Origin of the sequence: Burkholderia stagnalis, assembly GCF_902830275.1 — a bacterium.
Lineage (GTDB): Bacteria > Pseudomonadota > Gammaproteobacteria > Burkholderiales > Burkholderiaceae > Burkholderia > Burkholderia stagnalis.
The window spans coordinates 342,492-360,139 of the sequence record NZ_CADESW010000006.1 but is presented as its reverse complement, the minus strand read 5'-3'; the positions used below and the strand labels follow the sequence as shown (position 1 = coordinate 360,139).

19 protein-coding genes and 1 pseudogene are annotated in these 17,648 nt (G+C 64.5%); 11 read left to right on the top strand and 9 right to left on the bottom strand.

What is annotated here, in order from left to right:
• Together HWY45_RS14305 and HWY45_RS14300 are read left to right on the top strand one after the other, a co-directional pair.
• Window positions 1-342: transposase (locus HWY45_RS14305; protein ID WP_150999185.1), on the top strand; the 342-nt coding region annotated here is incomplete at its 5' end.
• Between the two features lie 40 nt (window positions 343-382).
• A pseudogene (locus HWY45_RS14300) lies at window positions 383-835 on the top strand (transposase); the annotation flags it as partial.
• A 219-nt stretch (window positions 836-1,054) separates the two neighbouring features.
• On the opposite strand, the gene gyrB reads toward HWY45_RS14300, so the two are convergent.
• The 3 genes from gyrB to dnaA all read right to left on the bottom strand — a co-directional run bounded on the left by gyrB (window position 1,055) and on the right by dnaA (window position 6,573).
• Entirely contained in the window at window positions 1,055-3,529 is a 2,475-nt protein-coding gene (gene gyrB, locus HWY45_RS14295; RefSeq protein ID WP_059882077.1) for a DNA topoisomerase (ATP-hydrolyzing) subunit B, read from the bottom strand.
• Between the two features lie 192 nt (window positions 3,530-3,721).
• Entirely contained in the window at window positions 3,722-4,828 is a 1,107-nt protein-coding gene (gene dnaN / locus HWY45_RS14290) for a DNA polymerase III subunit beta (RefSeq protein WP_059882057.1), read from the bottom strand.
• Between the two features lie 164 nt (window positions 4,829-4,992).
• Entirely contained in the window at window positions 4,993-6,573 is a 1,581-nt protein-coding gene (gene dnaA / locus HWY45_RS14285; protein WP_059882054.1) for a chromosomal replication initiator protein DnaA, read from the bottom strand.
• Window positions 6,574-6,992: 419 nt separating this feature from the next.
• Between dnaA and rpmH the strand changes: the two genes are divergently transcribed.
• The 4 genes from rpmH to yidC all read left to right on the top strand — a co-directional run bounded on the left by rpmH (window position 6,993) and on the right by yidC (window position 9,626).
• Window positions 6,993-7,127, top strand: a complete 135-nt coding sequence (gene rpmH, locus HWY45_RS14280; protein ID WP_004198824.1) for a 50S ribosomal protein L34 — start codon at window positions 6,993-6,995, stop codon at window positions 7,125-7,127.
• 15 nt (window positions 7,128-7,142) lie between these two features.
• Complete coding sequence (rnpA, locus tag HWY45_RS14275; RefSeq protein WP_034178137.1) at window positions 7,143-7,604, top strand: ribonuclease P protein component; 462 nt, start codon at window positions 7,143-7,145, stop codon at window positions 7,602-7,604.
• Window positions 7,605-7,680: 76 nt separating this feature from the next.
• A complete protein-coding gene (gene yidD, locus HWY45_RS14270) occupies window positions 7,681-7,947 on the top strand; it encodes a membrane protein insertion efficiency factor YidD (protein WP_059563617.1) in 267 nt (88 codons plus the stop codon).
• 8 nt (window positions 7,948-7,955) lie between these two features.
• Window positions 7,956-9,626 (top strand): membrane protein insertase YidC, encoded by a 1,671-nt coding sequence (gene yidC, locus HWY45_RS14265; RefSeq protein ID WP_059882052.1) that lies wholly within the window; start codon window positions 7,956-7,958, stop codon window positions 9,624-9,626.
• 111 nt (window positions 9,627-9,737) lie between these two features.
• Here the strand turns inward: yidC and HWY45_RS14260 are convergent, their stop codons facing one another.
• Window positions 9,738-10,160, bottom strand: a complete 423-nt coding sequence (locus tag HWY45_RS14260; RefSeq protein ID WP_059563619.1) for a transcriptional regulator — start codon at window positions 10,158-10,160, stop codon at window positions 9,738-9,740.
• A gap of 334 nt (window positions 10,161-10,494) precedes the next feature.
• Between HWY45_RS14260 and mnmE the strand changes: the two genes are divergently transcribed.
• The gene (gene mnmE / locus HWY45_RS14255) at window positions 10,495-11,889 is read left to right on the top strand and encodes a tRNA uridine-5-carboxymethylaminomethyl(34) synthesis GTPase MnmE (protein ID WP_059882051.1); all 1,395 of its coding nucleotides are present in this window, start codon (window positions 10,495-10,497) and stop codon (window positions 11,887-11,889) included.
• Window positions 11,890-11,913: 24 nt separating this feature from the next.
• The gene (locus HWY45_RS14250; RefSeq protein ID WP_059882048.1) at window positions 11,914-12,333 is read left to right on the top strand and encodes a DUF6678 family protein; all 420 of its coding nucleotides are present in this window, start codon (window positions 11,914-11,916) and stop codon (window positions 12,331-12,333) included.
• 176 nt (window positions 12,334-12,509) lie between these two features.
• Here the strand turns inward: HWY45_RS14250 and HWY45_RS37155 are convergent, their stop codons facing one another.
• The 4 genes from HWY45_RS37155 to HWY45_RS14235 all read right to left on the bottom strand — a co-directional run bounded on the left by HWY45_RS37155 (window position 12,510) and on the right by HWY45_RS14235 (window position 14,825).
• On the bottom strand, window positions 12,510-12,632 hold the full coding sequence (locus HWY45_RS37155; protein ID WP_257785947.1) for a hypothetical protein: 123 nt from the start codon (window positions 12,630-12,632) through the stop codon (window positions 12,510-12,512).
• A 151-nt stretch (window positions 12,633-12,783) separates the two neighbouring features.
• Entirely contained in the window at window positions 12,784-14,139 is a 1,356-nt protein-coding gene (locus HWY45_RS14245) for a sensor domain-containing diguanylate cyclase (protein ID WP_059882045.1), read from the bottom strand.
• A 110-nt stretch (window positions 14,140-14,249) separates the two neighbouring features.
• Complete coding sequence (locus tag HWY45_RS14240; RefSeq protein WP_017334664.1) at window positions 14,250-14,498, bottom strand: DUF2795 domain-containing protein; 249 nt, start codon at window positions 14,496-14,498, stop codon at window positions 14,250-14,252.
• Between the two features lie 156 nt (window positions 14,499-14,654).
• Window positions 14,655-14,825, bottom strand: a complete 171-nt coding sequence (locus HWY45_RS14235; protein ID WP_026045284.1) for a hypothetical protein — start codon at window positions 14,823-14,825, stop codon at window positions 14,655-14,657.
• Between the two features lie 154 nt (window positions 14,826-14,979).
• Here HWY45_RS14235 and speG point away from each other — a divergent pair, with 154 nt between their 5' ends.
• From speG to HWY45_RS14220, 3 genes are all read left to right on the top strand, one after another.
• Window positions 14,980-15,522 (top strand): spermidine N1-acetyltransferase, encoded by a 543-nt coding sequence (gene speG, locus HWY45_RS14230; RefSeq protein WP_059882043.1) that lies wholly within the window; start codon window positions 14,980-14,982, stop codon window positions 15,520-15,522.
• A 482-nt stretch (window positions 15,523-16,004) separates the two neighbouring features.
• On the top strand, window positions 16,005-16,349 hold the full coding sequence (gene sap1 / locus HWY45_RS14225) for a surface attachment protein Sap1 (RefSeq protein ID WP_059563623.1): 345 nt from the start codon (window positions 16,005-16,007) through the stop codon (window positions 16,347-16,349).
• A gap of 160 nt (window positions 16,350-16,509) precedes the next feature.
• Window positions 16,510-17,064, top strand: coding sequence for a YaeQ family protein (locus tag HWY45_RS14220; RefSeq protein WP_059563624.1), 555 nt, complete (start codon window positions 16,510-16,512; stop codon window positions 17,062-17,064).
• Between the two features lie 26 nt (window positions 17,065-17,090).
• Here HWY45_RS14220 and HWY45_RS14215 read toward each other — a convergent pair whose 3' ends face one another.
• Complete coding sequence (locus HWY45_RS14215) at window positions 17,091-17,504, bottom strand: VOC family protein (protein ID WP_059810507.1); 414 nt, start codon at window positions 17,502-17,504, stop codon at window positions 17,091-17,093.
• Window positions 17,505-17,648: the final 144 nt, after the last annotated feature.

The following is a 17,648-nucleotide window of genomic DNA, read 5'->3' as shown; positions in this document are numbered from 1 at the left end:
GTGGCGCTGGACGCGTTCGATACGAGCCCGTGGGGTACTAAATACCCTCCGATTGCCGCGCTCTGGCGCCGAGCCTGGGATCAGGTGATTCCGTTCTACGCCTTCGCGCCGGATATCCGGAAAATCGTATATACGACCAACGCGATCGAGTCGCTGCACATGCAGCTTCGGAAGATCATCAAGGCGCGCGGCCACTTCCCGTCGGACGAGGCCGCGCTCAAACTGATCTGGCTGGCGCTGCGCAACGTCGTGGCCAAATGGACCGGCTCCCGGCACGATTGGAAGAGTGCGATGACGCAGTTCGCACTGCTTTACCCGGAACGATTCAACATCGGAGTCTGAATCTCAACCCGCCTCACACACGAAATTCCGGATACCTCCCTTTCTCAGGCACGAACTCGGTGACAGCGACGCCGAGGTCGGCTCGCATATCGAACGCCATCACGCTCAACTGGCTCAGGCGCTGCGCAGCGTACCCGGCATCGGCGCAGCCAGTGTCGCGGTGCTGCTCGCAGAACTGCCGGAACTGGGCAAGCTTGACCGACGACGCATCGCTGCCCTGGTAGGCGTGGCGCCACTGAACCGTGACTCCGGGCTCATGCGCGGACAGCGAACCATCTGGGGCGGCCGCGCTGACGTACGCCGTGCCCTGTACATGGCTACGCTGACTACCGTGCGTCACAATCCCGTGTTGCGCGACTATTACCAGCGGCTCGTCCAGGCGGGCAAGTGAAAGAATGTCGCGCTGGTTGCCGCAATGCGCAAGCTGCTTACCATCCTCAACTCGATCGCAAAACACCGCATCAACTGGAGTCCGAACATTCATTTCGCTTGACTCTCAAGACGGTTACTCAGAGGATTCGACGCATGTGCGGGTAACTACGAAGGCAGGCTCATCCGAAAACAGAAGCCGGCCGGCCATCTTCTCTTGAAATCTTTGGGAACGGTCGATGCAAATGAGCTGTTCGCTAATTGGCTGTTAACGAAAAAACCCATAAGTTTTGCAACTTATGGGTCCGTGTTTCTCAGGTTGTGGTGTTATCTACACTCAAGATCAAACATCAATATTCCCCGCCCTCAACGCATTCGACTCGATAAACGCCCTACGAGGCTCAACCTCATCCCCCATAAGGGTAGTAAAGATCCCATCCGCCGCAATCGCATCTTCGATCTGCACGCGCAGCAACCGCCTTACCGCCGGATCCATCGTCGTTTCCCACAGTTGCTCGGGGTTCATCTCCCCCAGCCCCTTATACCGCTGCTTCGACACGTTGCGTTCAGCGTCGGCGAGCAACCACTTCATAGCACTCTTGAAGTCCGCCACAGCCATGCTGCGCTCCCCGCGCTTGATGACCGCACCTTCCCCAATGAGCCCCTTGAACGTATTCGCGGTGTTCACGAGCTGCTGATAATCCGCCGTGTGCTGGAACTCTTCATCGATGACGGAAACCCGCACATTCCCGTGATGCGCGCGCTCAACCCGCAGCGACCGCAGCTCCCGCACCGGATCATACGAAGGCACCACCCGCACTTCATTCTTAAGCGCCTCATCATGCAACGCCGCATGCAGTGCCTTCGCCGAAGCCTCCGTCGACTCCTCGCTGGACAGATCGATCACAACCCCATCCATCACCGCCTCAAGCGCCGCCGGGTCATACAACCGGCTGAGTCGCCCGATCACGCTCTGCGACATCAGATACGACCTAGCAAGCTCCCCAAGCGCATCCCCCGAAATCGCGGCCGCATTCTCACCCGGCACCAGCTCCGACCCTTGCAGCGCCAACCGCAGCATATGCGCGTTGAGCTCCGAATCATCCTTCAGATACCGCTCATCCTTACCCGCCTTGATCTTGTAAAGCGGCGGCTGCGCGATATACACATACCCGCGCTCGATCATGTCCGGCATCTGCCGATAGAGGAACGTGAGCAGCAGCGTCCGAATATGCGCACCGTCGACGTCCGCGTCGGTCATGATGATGATGCGGTGGTACCGAAGCTTGTCGAGGTTGTAGTCTTCTTTGCCGATCCCGCAACCAAGCGCGGTCACGAGCGTCACGATCTGCTCCGACGACAGCAGCTTGTCGTACCGCGCCTTCTCGACGTTCAGCACCTTGCCGCGCAGCGGCAGGATCGCCTGGAACTTCCGGTCACGCCCTTGCTTGGCCGACCCACCTGCCGAGTCACCCTCGACGATGTAGATTTCGCACTTTGCCGGGTCTTTCTCCTGGCAATCAGCAAGCTTGCCCGGCAGCCCGACGCCGTCGAGCACGCCCTTGCGTCGCGTCATCTCACGCGCCTTCCGCGCCGCATCCCGCGCGCGAGCCGCTTCGACGATCTTCCCGCAGATGATCTTCGCGTCGTTCGGCGTTTCGAGCAGGAACTCTTCCAGCGCCTTCGCCACGACTTCCTCGACCGGCGCACGCACTTCCGAAGAAACCAGCTTGTCCTTCGTCTGCGAGCTGAACTTCGGCTCCGGCACCTTCACCGACAGCACGCAGGACAAACCTTCGCGCATGTCGTCGCCGGACGTCTCGACCTTCGCCTTCTTCGCGATTTCGTTATCGGCGATGTACTTGTTGATGACGCGCGTCATCGCGGCCCGCAGGCCGGTGAGGTGCGTGCCGCCATCCCGCTGCGGAATGTTGTTCGTGAAGCACAGCACGTTTTCGTTGTAGCTGTCGTTCCACTGCATCGCGACTTCCACGCCCACGCCATCCTTCTCGCCGTTCACGTGGAAGATGGTCGGGTGCAGGTTGCTCTTCGTCTTGTTGATGTACTCGACGAAGCCCTTCACCCCGCCGGCGAACGCGAAATCGTCTTCCTTGCCGGTACGCAGATCGGTGAGACGAATCCGCACGCCGTTGTTCAGGAACGAAAGCTCGCGCATCCGCTTCGCAAGAATGTCGTAGTGATACTCGACGGTGCCGAAGATCGTCGGATCGGCCATGAAGTGCACTTCGGTGCCGCGGTTCTCGGTATCGCCGGTCACCAGCATCGGCGACACTTCCACGCCGTCGACCATTTCGAGCACGCGATCCTGCGCGACGCCGCGATGGAACTCCATGAACCGCTTCTTGCCGTCGCGGCGCACGGTGAGGCGCAGCCAGCTCGACAGCGCGTTCACGCACGACACGCCCACGCCGTGCAGGCCGCCGGACACCTTGTAGCTGTTCTGGTCGAACTTGCCGCCCGCATGCAGCTCGGTCATCACGATCTCGGCGGCGCTGCGCTTCGGCTCGTGCTTGTCGTTCATCTTCACGTCGGTCGGAATCCCGCGGCCGTTGTCGGTCACGGAAATCGAGTTGTCGGCGTGAATCGTCACGTGGATGTCGTTGCAATAGCCGGCCAGCGCTTCGTCGATCGAGTTGTCGAGCACCTCGAACACGAGGTGGTGCAGACCGGTGCCGTCCGACGTGTCGCCGATGTACATCCCGGGGCGCTTGCGCACCGCCTCCAGACCCTCGAGGATCTGGATCGACGAGGCGCCGTAGCTGCTGTTATCGGGCTGCGTATTGTGCTGTTCACTCATGGATATCTTCCGGTTCTGCGAGGCCACTCAAGCGGCGCCGTGGTGCGTTTTCTCGCGAAAACGCCGGGCCGCTCCAGGTTTACTGACCCGTCCAAGGCACCGGCCCGGCGCCAAAAGGAGGGGTTTTCGATTCGCCATAAAAACGCCAAAGGGGCTTGCCGCCCCCTGGTGTGTGTCGTGATGTCGCGCGCGTCAGATGCGCATCGGCATCACGACATACTTGAACTCGTCGTTCTCGGGCACCGTGATCAGGGCGCTCGAGCTCGCGTCGCCGAGGCTCACCTGCACGGTGTCCACCTTCAGGTTCGCGAGCACGTCGAGGAGGTACGTGACGTTGAAGCCGATGTCGACGGTGTCGCCCTGGTAGGCGATTTCCAGTTCTTCCTGCGCCTCTTCCTGGTCGGCGTTGGTCGACATGATCTTCAGCTGGCCCGGCGCGATGATGCAGCGCACGCCCTTGAACTTGTCCGAGGTCAGGATCGCCGCGCGCTGCAGCGAACGCTGCAGTTCCTCACGGCCGATCTCGAACGTGTTCTTGTGCGCCTTCGGGATCACGCGCTGGAAGTCGGGGAACTTGCCCTCGACCAGCTTCGACACGAGCTCGACCTGGCCGAACGTGAACTTGGCCTGGGTTTGCGCGATGTCGATGGTGACGGTGTCGTCGATGTCCTCGAGCAGGCGCTGCAGCTCGAGGATGGTCTTGCGCGGCACGATCACTTCCTGGCGGCCGAACGCACCGCCCTCGATCTTCATCGACGAGAACGCGAGGCGGTGGCCGTCGGTCGCAACCGCCATCAGCTGGTCGCCGTCGACGACGAGCAGCATGCCGTTCAGGTAGTAGCGGATGTCCTGCTGCGCCATCGCGAAGTGCACCATGCCGAGCAGCTGGCGGAACGACTTCTGCGGCACGCTCAGGTTCGCGCCGAAATCCTTCGCCTGCGCGACGGTCGGGAACTCGTCGGCCGCGAGCGTCTGCAGTGCGAAGCGGCTCTTGCCCGACTGCACCGTCAGGCGCTTGTCGGCGAGCGACAGCGTGACCTGGCCGTCAGGCATCGCGCGCAGGATGTCGAGCAGCTTCCGCGCGGCAACGGTGGTCGCCACTTGGTCGCCGCCCACGCCGAAATCGGCGTGCGTGGTGATCTGCAGCTCGAGGTCGGTCGACAGGAACGAAACGTCCGCGCCGTTCTTGGTGATCAGCAGGTTGGCGAGGATCGGCAACGTGTGGCGGCGTTCGACGATGCCGCTGACCGTTTGCAGCGGCCTGAGGAGGGTGTCTCGTTCGGTCTTGACCAGTTGCATAGAGTTCCTTCGTTGAGATAACGGCCTGCAGCAGCCTCGCAACGCCCCGTCGGCCGGGCTCATGGCCCGCCCCCGCCGGAGCGGTCAAACCTATATTGTGCCTCAAAACCGAACCGCCCCCCTTAAATTGGGGCGGACGCCGAATTCTCAACCGGGCGCGCCGGTCAGCCCTTCAGCGTCTGTTCCAGCACGTGCAGCTCGTGGTTGAGCTGCGCATCCTTGCTCCGCTCGTCGGCGATCTTGCGCACCGCGTGCAGCACGGTGGTGTGATCGCGCCCGCCGAACAGCTCGCCGATTTCCGGCAGGCTCTTCTGCGTGAGCTCCTTCGCGAGGTACATCGCGATCTGCCGCGGCCGCGCGATGTTCGCGGGGCGCTTCTTCGAATACATGTCGGCGACCTTGATGTTGTAGAAATCGGCGACGGTCTTCTGGATGTTCTCGACCGAAATCTGCCGGTTCTGCACGGTCAGCAGGTCCTTCAGCGCTTCCTTGGTCAGCTCGATCGAGATCTCGCGGCCGTGGAACTTCGAATACGCGAGGATCTTGCGCAGCGCGCCTTCGAGCTCGCGCACGTTCGAGCGCAGGTGCTTCGCGACGAAGAACGCGACGTCCTCCGACAGGTTCACGCCTTCCGACTGCGCCTTGCGCATCAGGATCGCGACCCGCATTTCCAGCTCGGGCGGCTCGATCGCGACGGTCAGGCCCGAATCGAAGCGCGAGATCAGGCGGTCGTCGATCCCCGAAATCTCCTTCGGGTACGTGTCGCTGGTGATGATCACCTGCGCCTTGTTCGCGACCAGCGCCTCGAACGCGTAGAAGAATTCCTCCTGCGTGCGCGACTTGCCGGAGAAGAACTGGATATCGTCGATCAGCAGCAGGTCGAGCGAATGATAGTAGCGCTTGAAATCGTCGAACGCCTTGCGCTGGTACGCCTTCACGACGTCCGAAACGTACTGTTCGGCGTGGATGTAGCGGATTCGCGCGCCCGGCTTGTCGAGCAGCAGCTGGTTGCCGATCGCGTGGATCAGGTGGGTCTTGCCGAGGCCGACGCCGCCGTACAGGAACAGCGGGTTGTACGAGATGCCGGGGTTGTCCGCGACCTGGATCGCGGCGGCGCGCGCGAGCTGGTTCGCCTTACCCGTCACGAAGTTGTCGAACGTGAGCACCGGGTTCAGCTTCGAGCGCTCGTACATCGAATCGCTCTCGCCGGCGGCGGCCGGCGCGGCCCCGTTGCCCGGCCGCCAGGTGCGGCGGCCCGCGGCCGCTTCATGCGCGGGCAGGCTCGGCAGGTCGATGTCGGCATCGTCGGCGTGCAGGTGTGCGGCGGCCTGCGGGCTCAGCGGCGCGTCGATCGGCGCGGCAGCGGCAGGGGCGCCCGCCGCGGCTGCGGCGAGGTTCGCGGCAATCGCGGCCACGGTCGCGGCCGGGCCGCTGGCCGGTGCCAGCGGGGCGCGCGGCGCGGCCGGTGCGGCGCCGGGCGCCGCACTGCGCATGCCTGCCTTCGGATCGAGGACGAACTGGACTTCGATCGGCGCATTCCAGAAATCCCGGGCCAGATCGGAGATCCGTCCCGAAAACTGGCTCTTGACCCAGTCCAGCTTGAAGCGGTTCGGCGCGGCGATGGACAGCGTGTTCGCCGCCGCATCGAAGGCCACCGGGGCCAAGGGTTTGATCCACGTCACGTACTGCTGGGGCGTCAGCTCGCGCTCCAGCAGTGCGGAACAGTGTTGCCAGAAATCGTTCATCAAGTAACTGTCGTTTTTTGCGTGCACTATGGCTCGCCGTCGCCCTTGTCGCGGATGCGCAACAAGGCCCGAAGCGGTCGTGCGAGCATGCCTCGGGGCCCTGCGTCACAGCGGTGGAGAGGCAGGCGCGAGCCGAAGCGGCGTGCGGGATTCTTGGAGATAAGGCGAGATTCTACCCGCAAAAACGGCCACAGCGTGAGTTATCCACAGGGCTGTGCTGTGGGGTGCGGGGCCGGATCGCAGAGTGCTGACGCACTTGGATAGCTTCTAAAGTGTTGACCGTCAAGAGAAAAACGGATTAAATAGCGGGTTCCGCGAAAACCAATCCTGTATTTCCGGCGATTGCGTTCGCCCGAAGGCGTCCTGGTAAGGGCACGCGGTCCCCTGAATTTCGACATTCTCGAACAAGTGAGAGCATCATGAAACGTACTTACCAACCGTCCGTGACCCGTCGCAAGCGCACCCACGGCTTCCGTGTCCGCATGAAGACGGCAGGTGGCCGCAAGGTCATCAACGCACGCCGCGCGAAGGGCCGCAAGCGCCTGGCCATCTAAGGCAGGCTGCGCGCTGTGACCGCCGTCCGCAGTCCTGCGGAGGGGGCCGTCGAGCCGGGTGCGAATCCGTTGCAGACGAAGGCCGCCTTTCCGAAAGCTGCGCGACTTCTGAAAACGGATGAATTTTCATCCGTTTTTCGTTTGCGCCCGTGGCGGCGCTCCGCGCACTTCGTGATTTACGGCAAGCCGACGGGCCAGCCCGCCCGACTGGGGCTCGTCGTCGGCAAGAAGTATGCGCCGCGCGCAGTGACGCGCAACCTCGTGAAGCGGCTCGCACGCGATGCGTTTCGCCTGCGCCGGGCCGAGTTCGCCGGTTACGACGTGCTGCTGCGCCAGCACACGCGCTTCGACAAGAAAGCGCTGCCGAGCGCGGCTTCCGCCCCGCTCGCGGCGATGTGCGCGGCCGAGATCCGCGAGCTGCTCGATCGGGCAGCCCGGGAGATCGTCCGCCGTGCGTCGAAGCCCGCGTCCGAGTGACGCACCGCCCGCCGCGGCGGCGTTCGCGCCTGCCCGGCCGGCTTTGAAGCGGCGCTGCCCTGACGCCGCCCCTGGTATGCAAACGGTTCTGATCGCGTTGCTGCGTTTCTACAAGGTTGCCGTGAGTCCGCTGCTCGGCAACCGTTGCCGTTTTTATCCTTCCTGTTCGGATTACGCGCGCGAGGCAATCCAGTATCATGGCGCCGCGCGCGGCGCGTATCTCGCCGTCAGGCGCGTGTGCCGATGCCACCCGTTTTCCGCGGGCGGCGTCGACCTCGTTCCGCCGCCCAACTCCGACACACGCGCTCGCGGCCAGGCCGAAGCGCGGTCCCATCGACTCTGAGACAACGCATGGATATCAAACGCACCGTCCTATGGGTGATCTTCTTCATGTCAGCTGTCATGCTGTACGACAACTGGCAGCGGTCCCATGGACGCCCGTCGATGTTCTTCCCGAACACCACGCAGACGGCCCCGGCGGCAGCAGGCGGCGCATCCGGCACCGGCGCGGCCGGTAATGCCGCGACCACGGCAGGCGGCGTGCCCGCGGCGGCCACCGGCACGGCGCCCGCGACGACGGCTCCGGCCGCGCAGGCGCAGCTCGTGAAGTTCTCGACCGATGTGTACGACGGCGAGATCGACACGCGCGGCGGCACGCTCGCGAAGCTCACGCTGAAGAAGCAGGGTGACGGCAAGCAGCCGGACCTGTACATCACGCTGTTCGACCACACGGCCGGCCACACGTACCTCGCGCGCACGGGCCTGCTCGGCGGCGACTTCCCGAACCACAACGACGTCTACTCGCAGGTCAACGCGGGCGCGACGTCGCTGGCGGCCGACCAGAACGCGCTGAAGCTGTCGTTCGAATCGCCGGTGAAGGGCGGCGTGAAGGTCGTGAAGACGTATACGTTCACGCGCGGCAGCTACGTGATCGGCGTCGATACCAAGATCGACAACGTCGGCGCCGCGCCGGTGTCGCCGACGGTCTACATGGAACTCGTGCGCGACAATACGCCGGTCGAGACGCCGATGTTCTCGCATACGTTCCTCGGGCCGGCGGTCTACACGGATACGAAGCACTTCCAGAAGATCGACTTCGGCGATCTGGACAAGAACAAGGCGACCTTCGAGAAGTCGGCCGACAACGGCTGGGTTGCGATGGTGCAGCACTACTTCGCGTCGGCGTGGATTCCGCAGCAGGGCGCGAAGCGTGACATCTACGCTGAAAAGATCGATCCGACGCTGTACCGCGTCGGCGTGAAGCAGCCGGTCGCGGCGATCGCGCCGGGCCAGTCGGTCGACGTGTCGGCGCGCCTGTTCGCCGGCCCGGAAGAAGAGCGCATGCTGGAAGGCATCGCGCCGGGCCTGGAGCTGGTGAAGGACTACGGCTGGGTGACGATCATCGCGAAGCCGCTGTTCTGGCTGCTCGAGAAGATCCACGGCTTCGTCGGCAACTGGGGCTGGGCGATCGTGCTGCTGACGCTCTTGATCAAGGCCGTGTTCTTCCCGCTGTCGGCCGCGAGCTACAAGTCGATGGCGCGCATGAAGGAAATCACGCCGCGCATGCAGGCGCTGCGCGAACGCTTCAAGAGCGATCCGCAGAAGATGAACGCCGCGCTGATGGAGCTGTACAAGACCGAGAAGGTCAATCCGTTCGGCGGCTGCCTGCCGGTCGTGATCCAGATCCCGGTGTTCATCTCGCTGTACTGGGTGCTGCTCGCGTCGGTGGAAATGCGCGGCGCGCCGTGGATTCTGTGGATCCACGACCTGTCGCAGCGCGATCCGTACTTCATCCTGCCGGTGCTGATGGCCGTCTCGATGTTCGTGCAGACCAAGCTGAACCCGACGCCGCCGGACCCGGTGCAGGCGAAGATGATGATGTTCATGCCGATCGCGTTCTCGGTCATGTTCTTCTTCTTCCCGGCGGGCCTCGTGCTGTACTACGTCGTGAACAACGTGCTGTCGATCGCGCAGCAGTACTACATCACCCGCACGATCGGGGCCGCGAAGAAAACCGCCTGACGGCGGGCCGGCGCGGGGGCGGCAACGCTCCGCCCGCGCAGCCGGCCGCGAAGATGCAAAAAAGCCGCATGGCCTTCGGGTCATGCGGCTTTTTGTTTGGCGCGGCGGCGCTCAGCGTTTCGGCGAATCGCCGTAGAACTGCTCGATCAGTTCCTGAACCAGGTAGCGATGGTGCGGCGACAGCGCCTCGATCTTCGACGCGAGTTCGATCGTCTCGGGTGTCGGCGGATAGCGCTCGTCGCGCGGCAGCGGTTGGGGCGTCGAGCGCGCCGCGGCGTTCGGCGACGGGCCGTAGTGCAGCCAGTGGAGTTCGACGCGCAGCCATTCCGCGAGCGTGCGCAGTTTGTCCTGTGTCGGAATGGTGCGCCCCGTCAGCCACTTGTGCGCCGTCTGCGGCGACACCTGATGCTCGCCGCGATGGCGAAGGTTGAACTGGTTGGCGAGCTCCGTCGCACCCGTGATCTTGTGCGGGCTGCGCTGCAAGGCGAATTTCAGGCGCTCGGAGAACGCCTTTTTCTCTTCGGATGTCGGCATGGGGGAGATTGTGCATTTCGACTAACGGCTCTCAGACAACCAATCAGGATAAACGTAGCTTAGTCAGACGAATCCCAAGCTAATCCCGCAGCGATGGCCGGCCGCAAGGAGCGGGCGCAGGTCGCCCCGATTGGCCATACTTGTCCGAAACGGACCAGGTGTATTCGGGTTCGACTAGTATTTATCTTATCTCTTTCGAGATAAATTGAGGGGAGTCCGAAGCGTCGTGCGGCGGCGGTGACGGGCGTGCCGGCACGCTACAATGCCGGCGTCCCGATGCCCGCGCGCCGATGCCGCACGGGCTGGCCGTTCCACCGCTGAACCTCCGATTGCCATGCTTGCTACCGATTCCGATCCGATCGTCGCCATTGCCACCGCCGCCGGCCGGGGCGGCATCGGCGTCGTCCGCGTGTCGTTCGGGCGGGGCGGCGAGGCGGCGGCGCTGCCGCTGATCGACGCGCTGTGCGGGCAAGGCCTCGCGCCGCGTCATGCGAGCTACGTGCCGTTCCTCGACGCGCACGGCGCGCCGCTCGACCGCGGCATCGCGCTGTATTTCCCGGCGCCCCATTCGTACACGGGCGAGCATGTGCTCGAACTGCAGGGGCACGGCGGGCCGATCGTGATGCAGCTGCTGCTGCAGCGCTGCCTGGACGCCGGGCGCGGGATCGGGCTGCGGCTCGCGGAGCCGGGCGAATTCACGCGGCGCGCGTTCCTGAACGACAAGCTGGATCTCGCGCAGGCCGAAGCGGTGGCCGACCTGATCGAGGCGAGCACCGAGGCGGCGGCGCGCTCGGCCGGGCGTTCGCTCGACGGCGCGTTCTCGCGTCAGATCCACGCGCTCGTCGACGACGTGATCACGCTGCGGATGCTGGTCGAGGCGACGCTGGATTTCCCGGAAGAGGAGATCGACTTTCTCGAGGCGGCGGACGCGCGCGGCAAGCTTGCTCGCATCCGCGAGCAGCTCGCGCACGTGCTCGGCGATGCGCGGCAGGGCGCGCTGCTGCGCGAAGGCCTGTCGGTCGTGCTCGCGGGGCAGCCGAACGTCGGCAAGTCGTCGCTGCTGAACGCGCTGGCCGGCGCGGAGCTCGCGATCGTCACGCCGATCGCCGGCACGACGCGCGACAAGGTCGCGCAGACGATCCAGGTCGAGGGCATCCCGCTGCACATCATCGATACGGCGGGGCTGCGCGAGACGGAGGACGAAGTCGAGCGGATCGGCATCGCGCGCACGTGGAGCGAGATCGAGCGCGCGGATGTCGTGCTGCATCTGCTCGATTCGCGCAGCGGGATGACGGCGGACGACGCGGCGATCGCCGCGCGCTTCCCGGCGGGTGTGCCGGTCGTGCGCGTGCTCAACAAGACGGACCTGACCGGCGCGCCGGCGTCGGTCGCGCATCCGGCGGCGGAGGGAGATCTCACCGAGGTGCACCTGTCGGCGAAGCGCGGTGACGGGATCGATATGCTGCGCGGTGAGCTGCTGCGGATCGCGGGGTGGCAGGCGGGTGCGGAAGGTGTTTATCTCGCGCGCGAGCGGCATCTGATTGCGCTGCGTTCGGCGCAGGAACATCTTGCGCAGGCGGCCGATCATGCGGAGCAGCGCGCGCAGTCGCTCGATTTGTTCGCGGAGGAGTTGAGGCTCGCGCAGGAGCAGCTCAACGCGATTACCGGGGAGTTCACTTCGGATGACCTGCTGGGGGTGATTTTCAGCAGGTTCTGTATCGGGAAGTGAGCGGCATTCCAAGCGAACGCCGAGATGAATGCCCTCCCGATGGCCGATGCCGTGCCGCGCGGCATGGACAAGGAAAAAGTAGCGTCCCTGGCGCGCCGGAAATTCGCCGGGTCGCTGGCCAACGACACCAAGTGGAACGAACTGATTGCCTTCGTGCGCGGCCTGAATGGCTGGCGGCCGTCGTACCGGTCAAAGTGGGTCAACGGTCATGTGTCGGGATGGGATGTCGAGTGGTTCTACCATCTGCCATTCCCGTTCGTGGGCGTCGAGTGGTTCGACATCGGGCTGCATGAACAAGCCTCGCCGAGGCACGACGTGATTGATCACTCAGCGTCGGTGTTGGGCAAGCTCGCCGAGATTGGCTTCGAGTTCGAGGCCAGCGGCGATGTGGCCAGAATCTGGGGCTACGCCCCGAAGTCCTATGAGGACTTTCCGCCCGGGTAGGTTCTGTATCGAAGCGAGCGGCAGACAGAATTCACCGAGAAGCAGCCGACAGCCGATTGCGGATCGGATTCGGGCCGCCGGCCGTGCGGGCGATTCCCCGCAGCATCAGGCGACCCGAACATTCGCTTCATCGGATGCGCGCGAAACGATCTCGCGCGGTTCGGCTAGCGTCGCGTTCAATCCCAATGACGATGATGGTGGTAATACCCGCCACCACCGTAATACCCGCCGTCAGGCACCACGACGCAGCCGCTCAGCAGCACGGCGACACCGGCAATCAGTAAAAGGATTTTCTTCATGACGCTCACCTGCTCGGGTTCAATATGAAACGCAGCATAGCGAGCGCCCGCAACACCGGATGTAAGCGTTCGTATCCCCGTGCCGTAATCCGTAACGGTGGATTATTCCGGTCAAAATGACCGTAACAATTGCCCCGCACAGCAGACGGTTTCAGGCGACGAGAACCCGATTCCGCCCGGCATCCTTCGCACGATACAGCGCGGCATCGGCCGCTTCGATCAGCGCATCCGGCATCGACAATTCATCGGGCGACACGGTCGCGCAACCGACGCTGACGGACACGCGTCCCGCCGGCGTATGCGTCGACAGATTGAGCCGCAGCACGGCCTCGCGCGCTTCTTCCGCGACGAGCCGCGCGCCGCGCACGCCGGTGTTCGGCAGCACGATCGCGAATTCCTCGCCGCCATAGCGCGCGACGAGATCCGCGGGCCGGCGCACGACGCCCGTCAGCGCATTCGCGACGGCGATCAGGCAGGCATCGCCCTTCACGTGGCCGAACGCGTCGTTGTATGCCTTGAAGTGATCGACGTCGACCATCAGCAGCGACAGCGGCTCGGCTTGCCGCCGCGCCTGCAGGAACAGCAGGTGGAAATGATCGTTGAAGTGGCTGCGGTTGTAGACGCCCGTCAGCCCGTCGCGCGCGGACGAGCGCATCAGCGTCGTGTGCGCCTCGAAAAGCCGCTGGTACATCATCGTCACCTCCCACGCGAGCACGCAGACGAGCACGCCGGGCGTGAACATGCTGAACACGCGCGCCACGTACCAGCCGACCGTGAAGCGGTTCGTGCTCAGCAGGTTCAGCGTGGTGTCGGTGGTGCACGCGAGCATCGCGATCGCGAGCCACAGGTCGAGCGTCGTGCGCAGCCGGCCGGTGAGCAGCACGACGGCGAGCGCGCTCACGTTGAGCGTCCAGACGACGAGCGCGACCGGATTGACCGGCATCATGGCTATGTCGCCGGGCGGACGGAAGGCGGGCGGCAGCGGCGCGTTCAGCGCCAGCACGCACAGCAGCGCGGCCGCGAGCGCGGGGCCGCCGATCAGCGCGATCGTCCACCGGCGGGTGCGCTGCACGCTGATCGGCGCGCGAACCATGCGTTCGCGCGCGAACAGCGCCAGCATCACGAAGCACGGAAAGCCGCCGTGCCAGAAGATCCACATCCACGCGGCGCTCTGCGGCCGCGCGCCGAACAGGCCGTGCGGCGCGAACACGCCGGGAAACGTCAGCAGCTGCAGCGCGACGGCGAGCGCGGTGAATGCGTAGGCGCCGCCGAGCGCACCGAGCACGGGCTGTCGCGACACGGCGAACTGCGCGCCGAGGAAGAACGCGGCGATGCAGGCGGTGGAGAACACGGTCAGCGCGCACATCGGCATGAACGGTTCGACCGCGGGCAGCGCGACGTTCGCATGCGGCGCGGCGACGCCGAGCGCGAGCAGGATGACGAGCGCGGACAGCGCGCCGAACCAGAACTGCCGCCGCGTGGTGTGCTGGATCAGGATGCCTTCCATGAGGTCTCCGACGCGCTCGCGCGCAAGCGCCCGGCCGGTGCGCCGGGCGTGTGCGTCCCGGCCGCCGCGCGACCGGTGCGGCCCGATCCTAGCGCGTTATCGGCGCGCGCTCAAATCCCCAGACCAGGCCCGTAGTTGCCGGCGACCCAGCGGGTGACCGCGTCGATGTCCGCGTAGTCCTGTTCGGGCAGCCCGTCGAGCATCGTCAGCACTTCGTTGCTGGCGCCCGCATCGCGCGCGGCGTCGACGATCGCGTCCTTGTTGGCGGGATAGGTGATGCCGGCCAGCACGTCGGCGATCTGCAGGTCGATCGTTTCGTGCGGGATGTCCGGCTTCCGGGAAGATGGCCTGTCGTTCACGTCAGCGCCTCGCAATCGGATCGAAACGGGCCGCACGCCGGCAGCGGGACAGCGGGTGCATGCGCACCCGGCTCGCCCGCGTTCGACGGCGCACGCAGGCTTCACGCCCGCGTGGCGGCGGGTGCGGAAGATCGGCATCCGGCTGGCGCGCAACCGTCAATGCCCGCGCCGCACGCGGCGCCACGGATGCTTCCAGTCGATGTGCGGTGCATCCTCGTCGCGCGGATGCTGGCGCCGGTGTTCCTGCCAGAGTTCATCGGAAAACAGCACGGCCACGATCACGAGCGGCAGCACCAGAAACACACCGAGTATCACTTGCTCGATCACGATAGCCTCCATGACGGTGGCAGGAACCCTTTTTCCATTCTAGGCTCTGTACTTCGGCCTACCTTCATTTTCTTACTGTGCTTCCGGGTGGCAATCGGGACTGGGCCCGACAGGGTCCTCCCGCGCCCCGGTGCACCCCACGACGATTCCTACGATGCAAATACAGAACGACACCCGCACGCTGGCGCTGCGGCCGCTCGAACGCCAGGACCTGCGCTTCGTGCACGAACTGAACAACAACGCGAAGATCATGCGCTACTGGTTCGAGGAACCGTATGAAACCTTCGCGGAACTCTCGCAGCTCTACGATCGCCACGTGCACGACCAGCGCGAGCGCCGTTTCGTCGCGGTCGATCCGCAAGGCCAGCTGGTCGGCCTCGTCGAGCTGATCGAGCTCGACTACATCCACCGACGCGGCGAATTCCAGATCATCATCGCGCCGCAGTGCCAGGGCCGCGGCTATGCGGGCCAGGCCACGCGCCTCGCGGTCGAATACGCGTTCAAGGTGCTGAACCTGCGCAAGCTGTACCTGATCGTCGATACGTCGAACGCGGCGGCGATCCACGTTTATGAAAAATGCGGGTTCCAGCGCGAAGCGGAATTGATCGAGGAATTCTTCGGCAACGGCGCGTATCACAACGCTTACCGGATGTGCCTGTTTCAGCGCGATTATTTCGAACGGCAAAACATTGCATGACGCATGCCCGCTCGCCGGCGCGCGATTCCGCAGTGCCGCATGCGGGCGGGAAATACGGGTAAATGCCAGTATTCGCCGATCTGGCATTTTTCTTGTATGCGATAAATCGCATGGCGCACTGCAGTAATGCGCCTGTGTTTTTGCCTGACTTTATGTGCGGCGCATCAAAATGATCCGGATATCGAACTGGATTATCCAGGCCGTTCAAACGATGCGATGACAATTCGATGAACGCATTGCCAGGCAAGGCTTTGCGCTCTGGCGCCATGTGCGCCCCAATCGTCGATACGTTTGAATGGCGACCCGGTGGGCACGAAAAACATGCGGCGCGCGGGGTGCGACAATTCGCCGCTACTGCGAGTGCACAACAAATGTGCTTGCTATCGCTTGCCGGTCTTCTAAGCTCAAAAACGCGGGTTCACCATCACCTTTAAACACATAGCTAACCGCAGCCTGACGCCCGCGAGCATGGGAGACTGAACATGATGAAGCGAACCGCTGTTTTTGTTGCGCTTGTCGGTGCATTTGCCGTGGTGTCGATCGCCCAGGCGGGCGATACCGGCGTGAAGCCGAAGCAGGAAATCCAGCTGACGAAGAACGCGTGGGGCTGCCTGTCGAAAGACAATCTGGATTCCGTACTGAATCACGAGCGTGACGGCAAGTCGCAGGCGAAGCAGCAGTACTTCGACGACTTCCGCTGCCTGTCCGTGCCGGAAGGCCAGCGCTTCCGCGTGGTGGCGGTGGATCAGGGCGACGTGCAGTTCGTCAGCGCCGACAACAGCGACCAGCAGGGCCTCTGGGCCGATTCGCGTTTCATCAAGCAATAACGCCAAGCCACCGCGCGCCGGCAACGGGCCGGCGGCGCGATCCCGAACACGGCCCGGCCGCCTGCCGGGCCGTCGTGCTGTGCGCGACACGGGGCCGACGCCGGGCTTTCGGTATCATCACGACCCGAACTGAACCGATGCCCGCCCGGGCACTTCCCGCATGGCGCTCAAATCCACGATCTACAAAGCCGAACTGCAAATTGCCGACATGGATCGGCATTACTACGGCGACCACGCGTTGACGGTGGCCCGCCATCCGTCCGAAACCGACGACCGGATGATGGTGCGCATCGCCGCATTCGCGCTGTTCGCGCACGAGCGGCTCGAATTCTGCAAGGGGCTGTCCGACACCGACGAGCCCGATCTCTGGCAGAAGGACCTGACGGGCGCGATCGACGTGTGGATCGACGTCGGCCAGCCCGACGAGCGGCGCATCTCGAAGGCAGCCGGCCGCGCCGGGCAGGTGACGGTGATCGCGTATGGCGGCAAGACCTCGGACATCTGGTGGCAGGGCGTGCGCAGCAAGGTCGAGCGGCTGCGCAACGTGCAGGTGCTGTCGCTGGCCGACGGCGTCGCGGCCGCGCTCGGGCGGCTCGCCGAGCGGACGATGCGCCTGCAATGCACGGTGCAGGACGGCGCCGCGTGGATCTCGAGCGCGGACCACGATCCGGTTGCCGTCGAATGGACGTTCCTCAAGGCGCGCGCCGACGCATGACGCGGTGACGCGCGGGCCGGCCGCACTCACGCGATGGCGGCGGGCGGCCCCTTGAGTTCCAGCATGTTGCCTTCGGGATCGAACAGGTAGATCGACGGGCCGTAGCCGTCGGCGCCGTAGCGTTCCTGGACGGCGCCCGGCTGCGCGCCGTGCGCGGCGAAATGGGCGGCGAGCGCTTGCGGATCGAACGGTTCGACGCGCAGGCACAGATGATCGAGGTTGCGTCCGGCGCCGGGCGGCCCGTTGTCGGGCCGGTCGATCTTCGCGCCGACGGCGAGCAGGTCGATCAGCGAGGCGCCGGCGCGCAACTGCACGAGGCCGAGATCCGGCTGTTCCTTTTCCACGTGGCAGCCGACGGCGTCGCAGTAGAAGCGCGTCATCGCGGCCATGTCGGTCACGCGAAGCACGATGTGATCGATTCCGCGGAGGGTGGGTTTCATGGATGAACGCTCCTTTGAGGGCAGGGTTCATCGAGTGTAGCCCAACGCATCGGCGGCGCCCGCGTGAACGCGTGCAGAATCGACGGACGAAAAAAAGCCCGCTCACGAGGAACGGGCTTAATCCATATCAGGAGGAGACATGGA

What these genes read in the sequence shown, in the direction of transcription:
- gyrB (WP_059882077.1), bottom strand. Translation starts at nt 3,529, where the DNA reads ATGAGTGAACAGCACAATACGCAGCCCGATAACAGCAGCTACGGCGCC.
- dnaN (WP_059882057.1), bottom strand. Translation starts at nt 4,828, where the DNA reads ATGCAACTGGTCAAGACCGAACGAGACACCCTCCTCAGGCCGCTGCAA.
- dnaA (WP_059882054.1), bottom strand. Translation starts at nt 6,573, where the DNA reads ATGAACGATTTCTGGCAACACTGTTCCGCACTGCTGGAGCGCGAGCTG.
- rpmH (WP_004198824.1), top strand. Translation starts at nt 6,993, where the DNA reads ATGAAACGTACTTACCAACCGTCCGTGACCCGTCGCAAGCGCACCCAC.
- yidD (WP_059563617.1), top strand. Translation starts at nt 7,681, where the DNA reads ATGCAAACGGTTCTGATCGCGTTGCTGCGTTTCTACAAGGTTGCCGTG.
- yidC (WP_059882052.1), top strand. Translation starts at nt 7,956, where the DNA reads ATGGATATCAAACGCACCGTCCTATGGGTGATCTTCTTCATGTCAGCT.
- HWY45_RS14260 (WP_059563619.1), bottom strand. Translation starts at nt 10,160, where the DNA reads ATGCCGACATCCGAAGAGAAAAAGGCGTTCTCCGAGCGCCTGAAATTC.
- mnmE (WP_059882051.1), top strand. Translation starts at nt 10,495, where the DNA reads ATGCTTGCTACCGATTCCGATCCGATCGTCGCCATTGCCACCGCCGCC.
- HWY45_RS14250 (WP_059882048.1), top strand. Translation starts at nt 11,914, where the DNA reads ATGAATGCCCTCCCGATGGCCGATGCCGTGCCGCGCGGCATGGACAAG.
- HWY45_RS37155 (WP_257785947.1), bottom strand. Translation starts at nt 12,632, where the DNA reads ATGAAGAAAATCCTTTTACTGATTGCCGGTGTCGCCGTGCTGCTGAGC.
- HWY45_RS14245 (WP_059882045.1), bottom strand. Translation starts at nt 14,139, where the DNA reads ATGGAAGGCATCCTGATCCAGCACACCACGCGGCGGCAGTTCTGGTTC.
- speG (WP_059882043.1), top strand. Translation starts at nt 14,980, where the DNA reads ATGCAAATACAGAACGACACCCGCACGCTGGCGCTGCGGCCGCTCGAA.
- sap1 (WP_059563623.1), top strand. Translation starts at nt 16,005, where the DNA reads ATGATGAAGCGAACCGCTGTTTTTGTTGCGCTTGTCGGTGCATTTGCC.
- HWY45_RS14220 (WP_059563624.1), top strand. Translation starts at nt 16,510, where the DNA reads ATGGCGCTCAAATCCACGATCTACAAAGCCGAACTGCAAATTGCCGAC.
- HWY45_RS14215 (WP_059810507.1), bottom strand. Translation starts at nt 17,504, where the DNA reads ATGAAACCCACCCTCCGCGGAATCGATCACATCGTGCTTCGCGTGACC.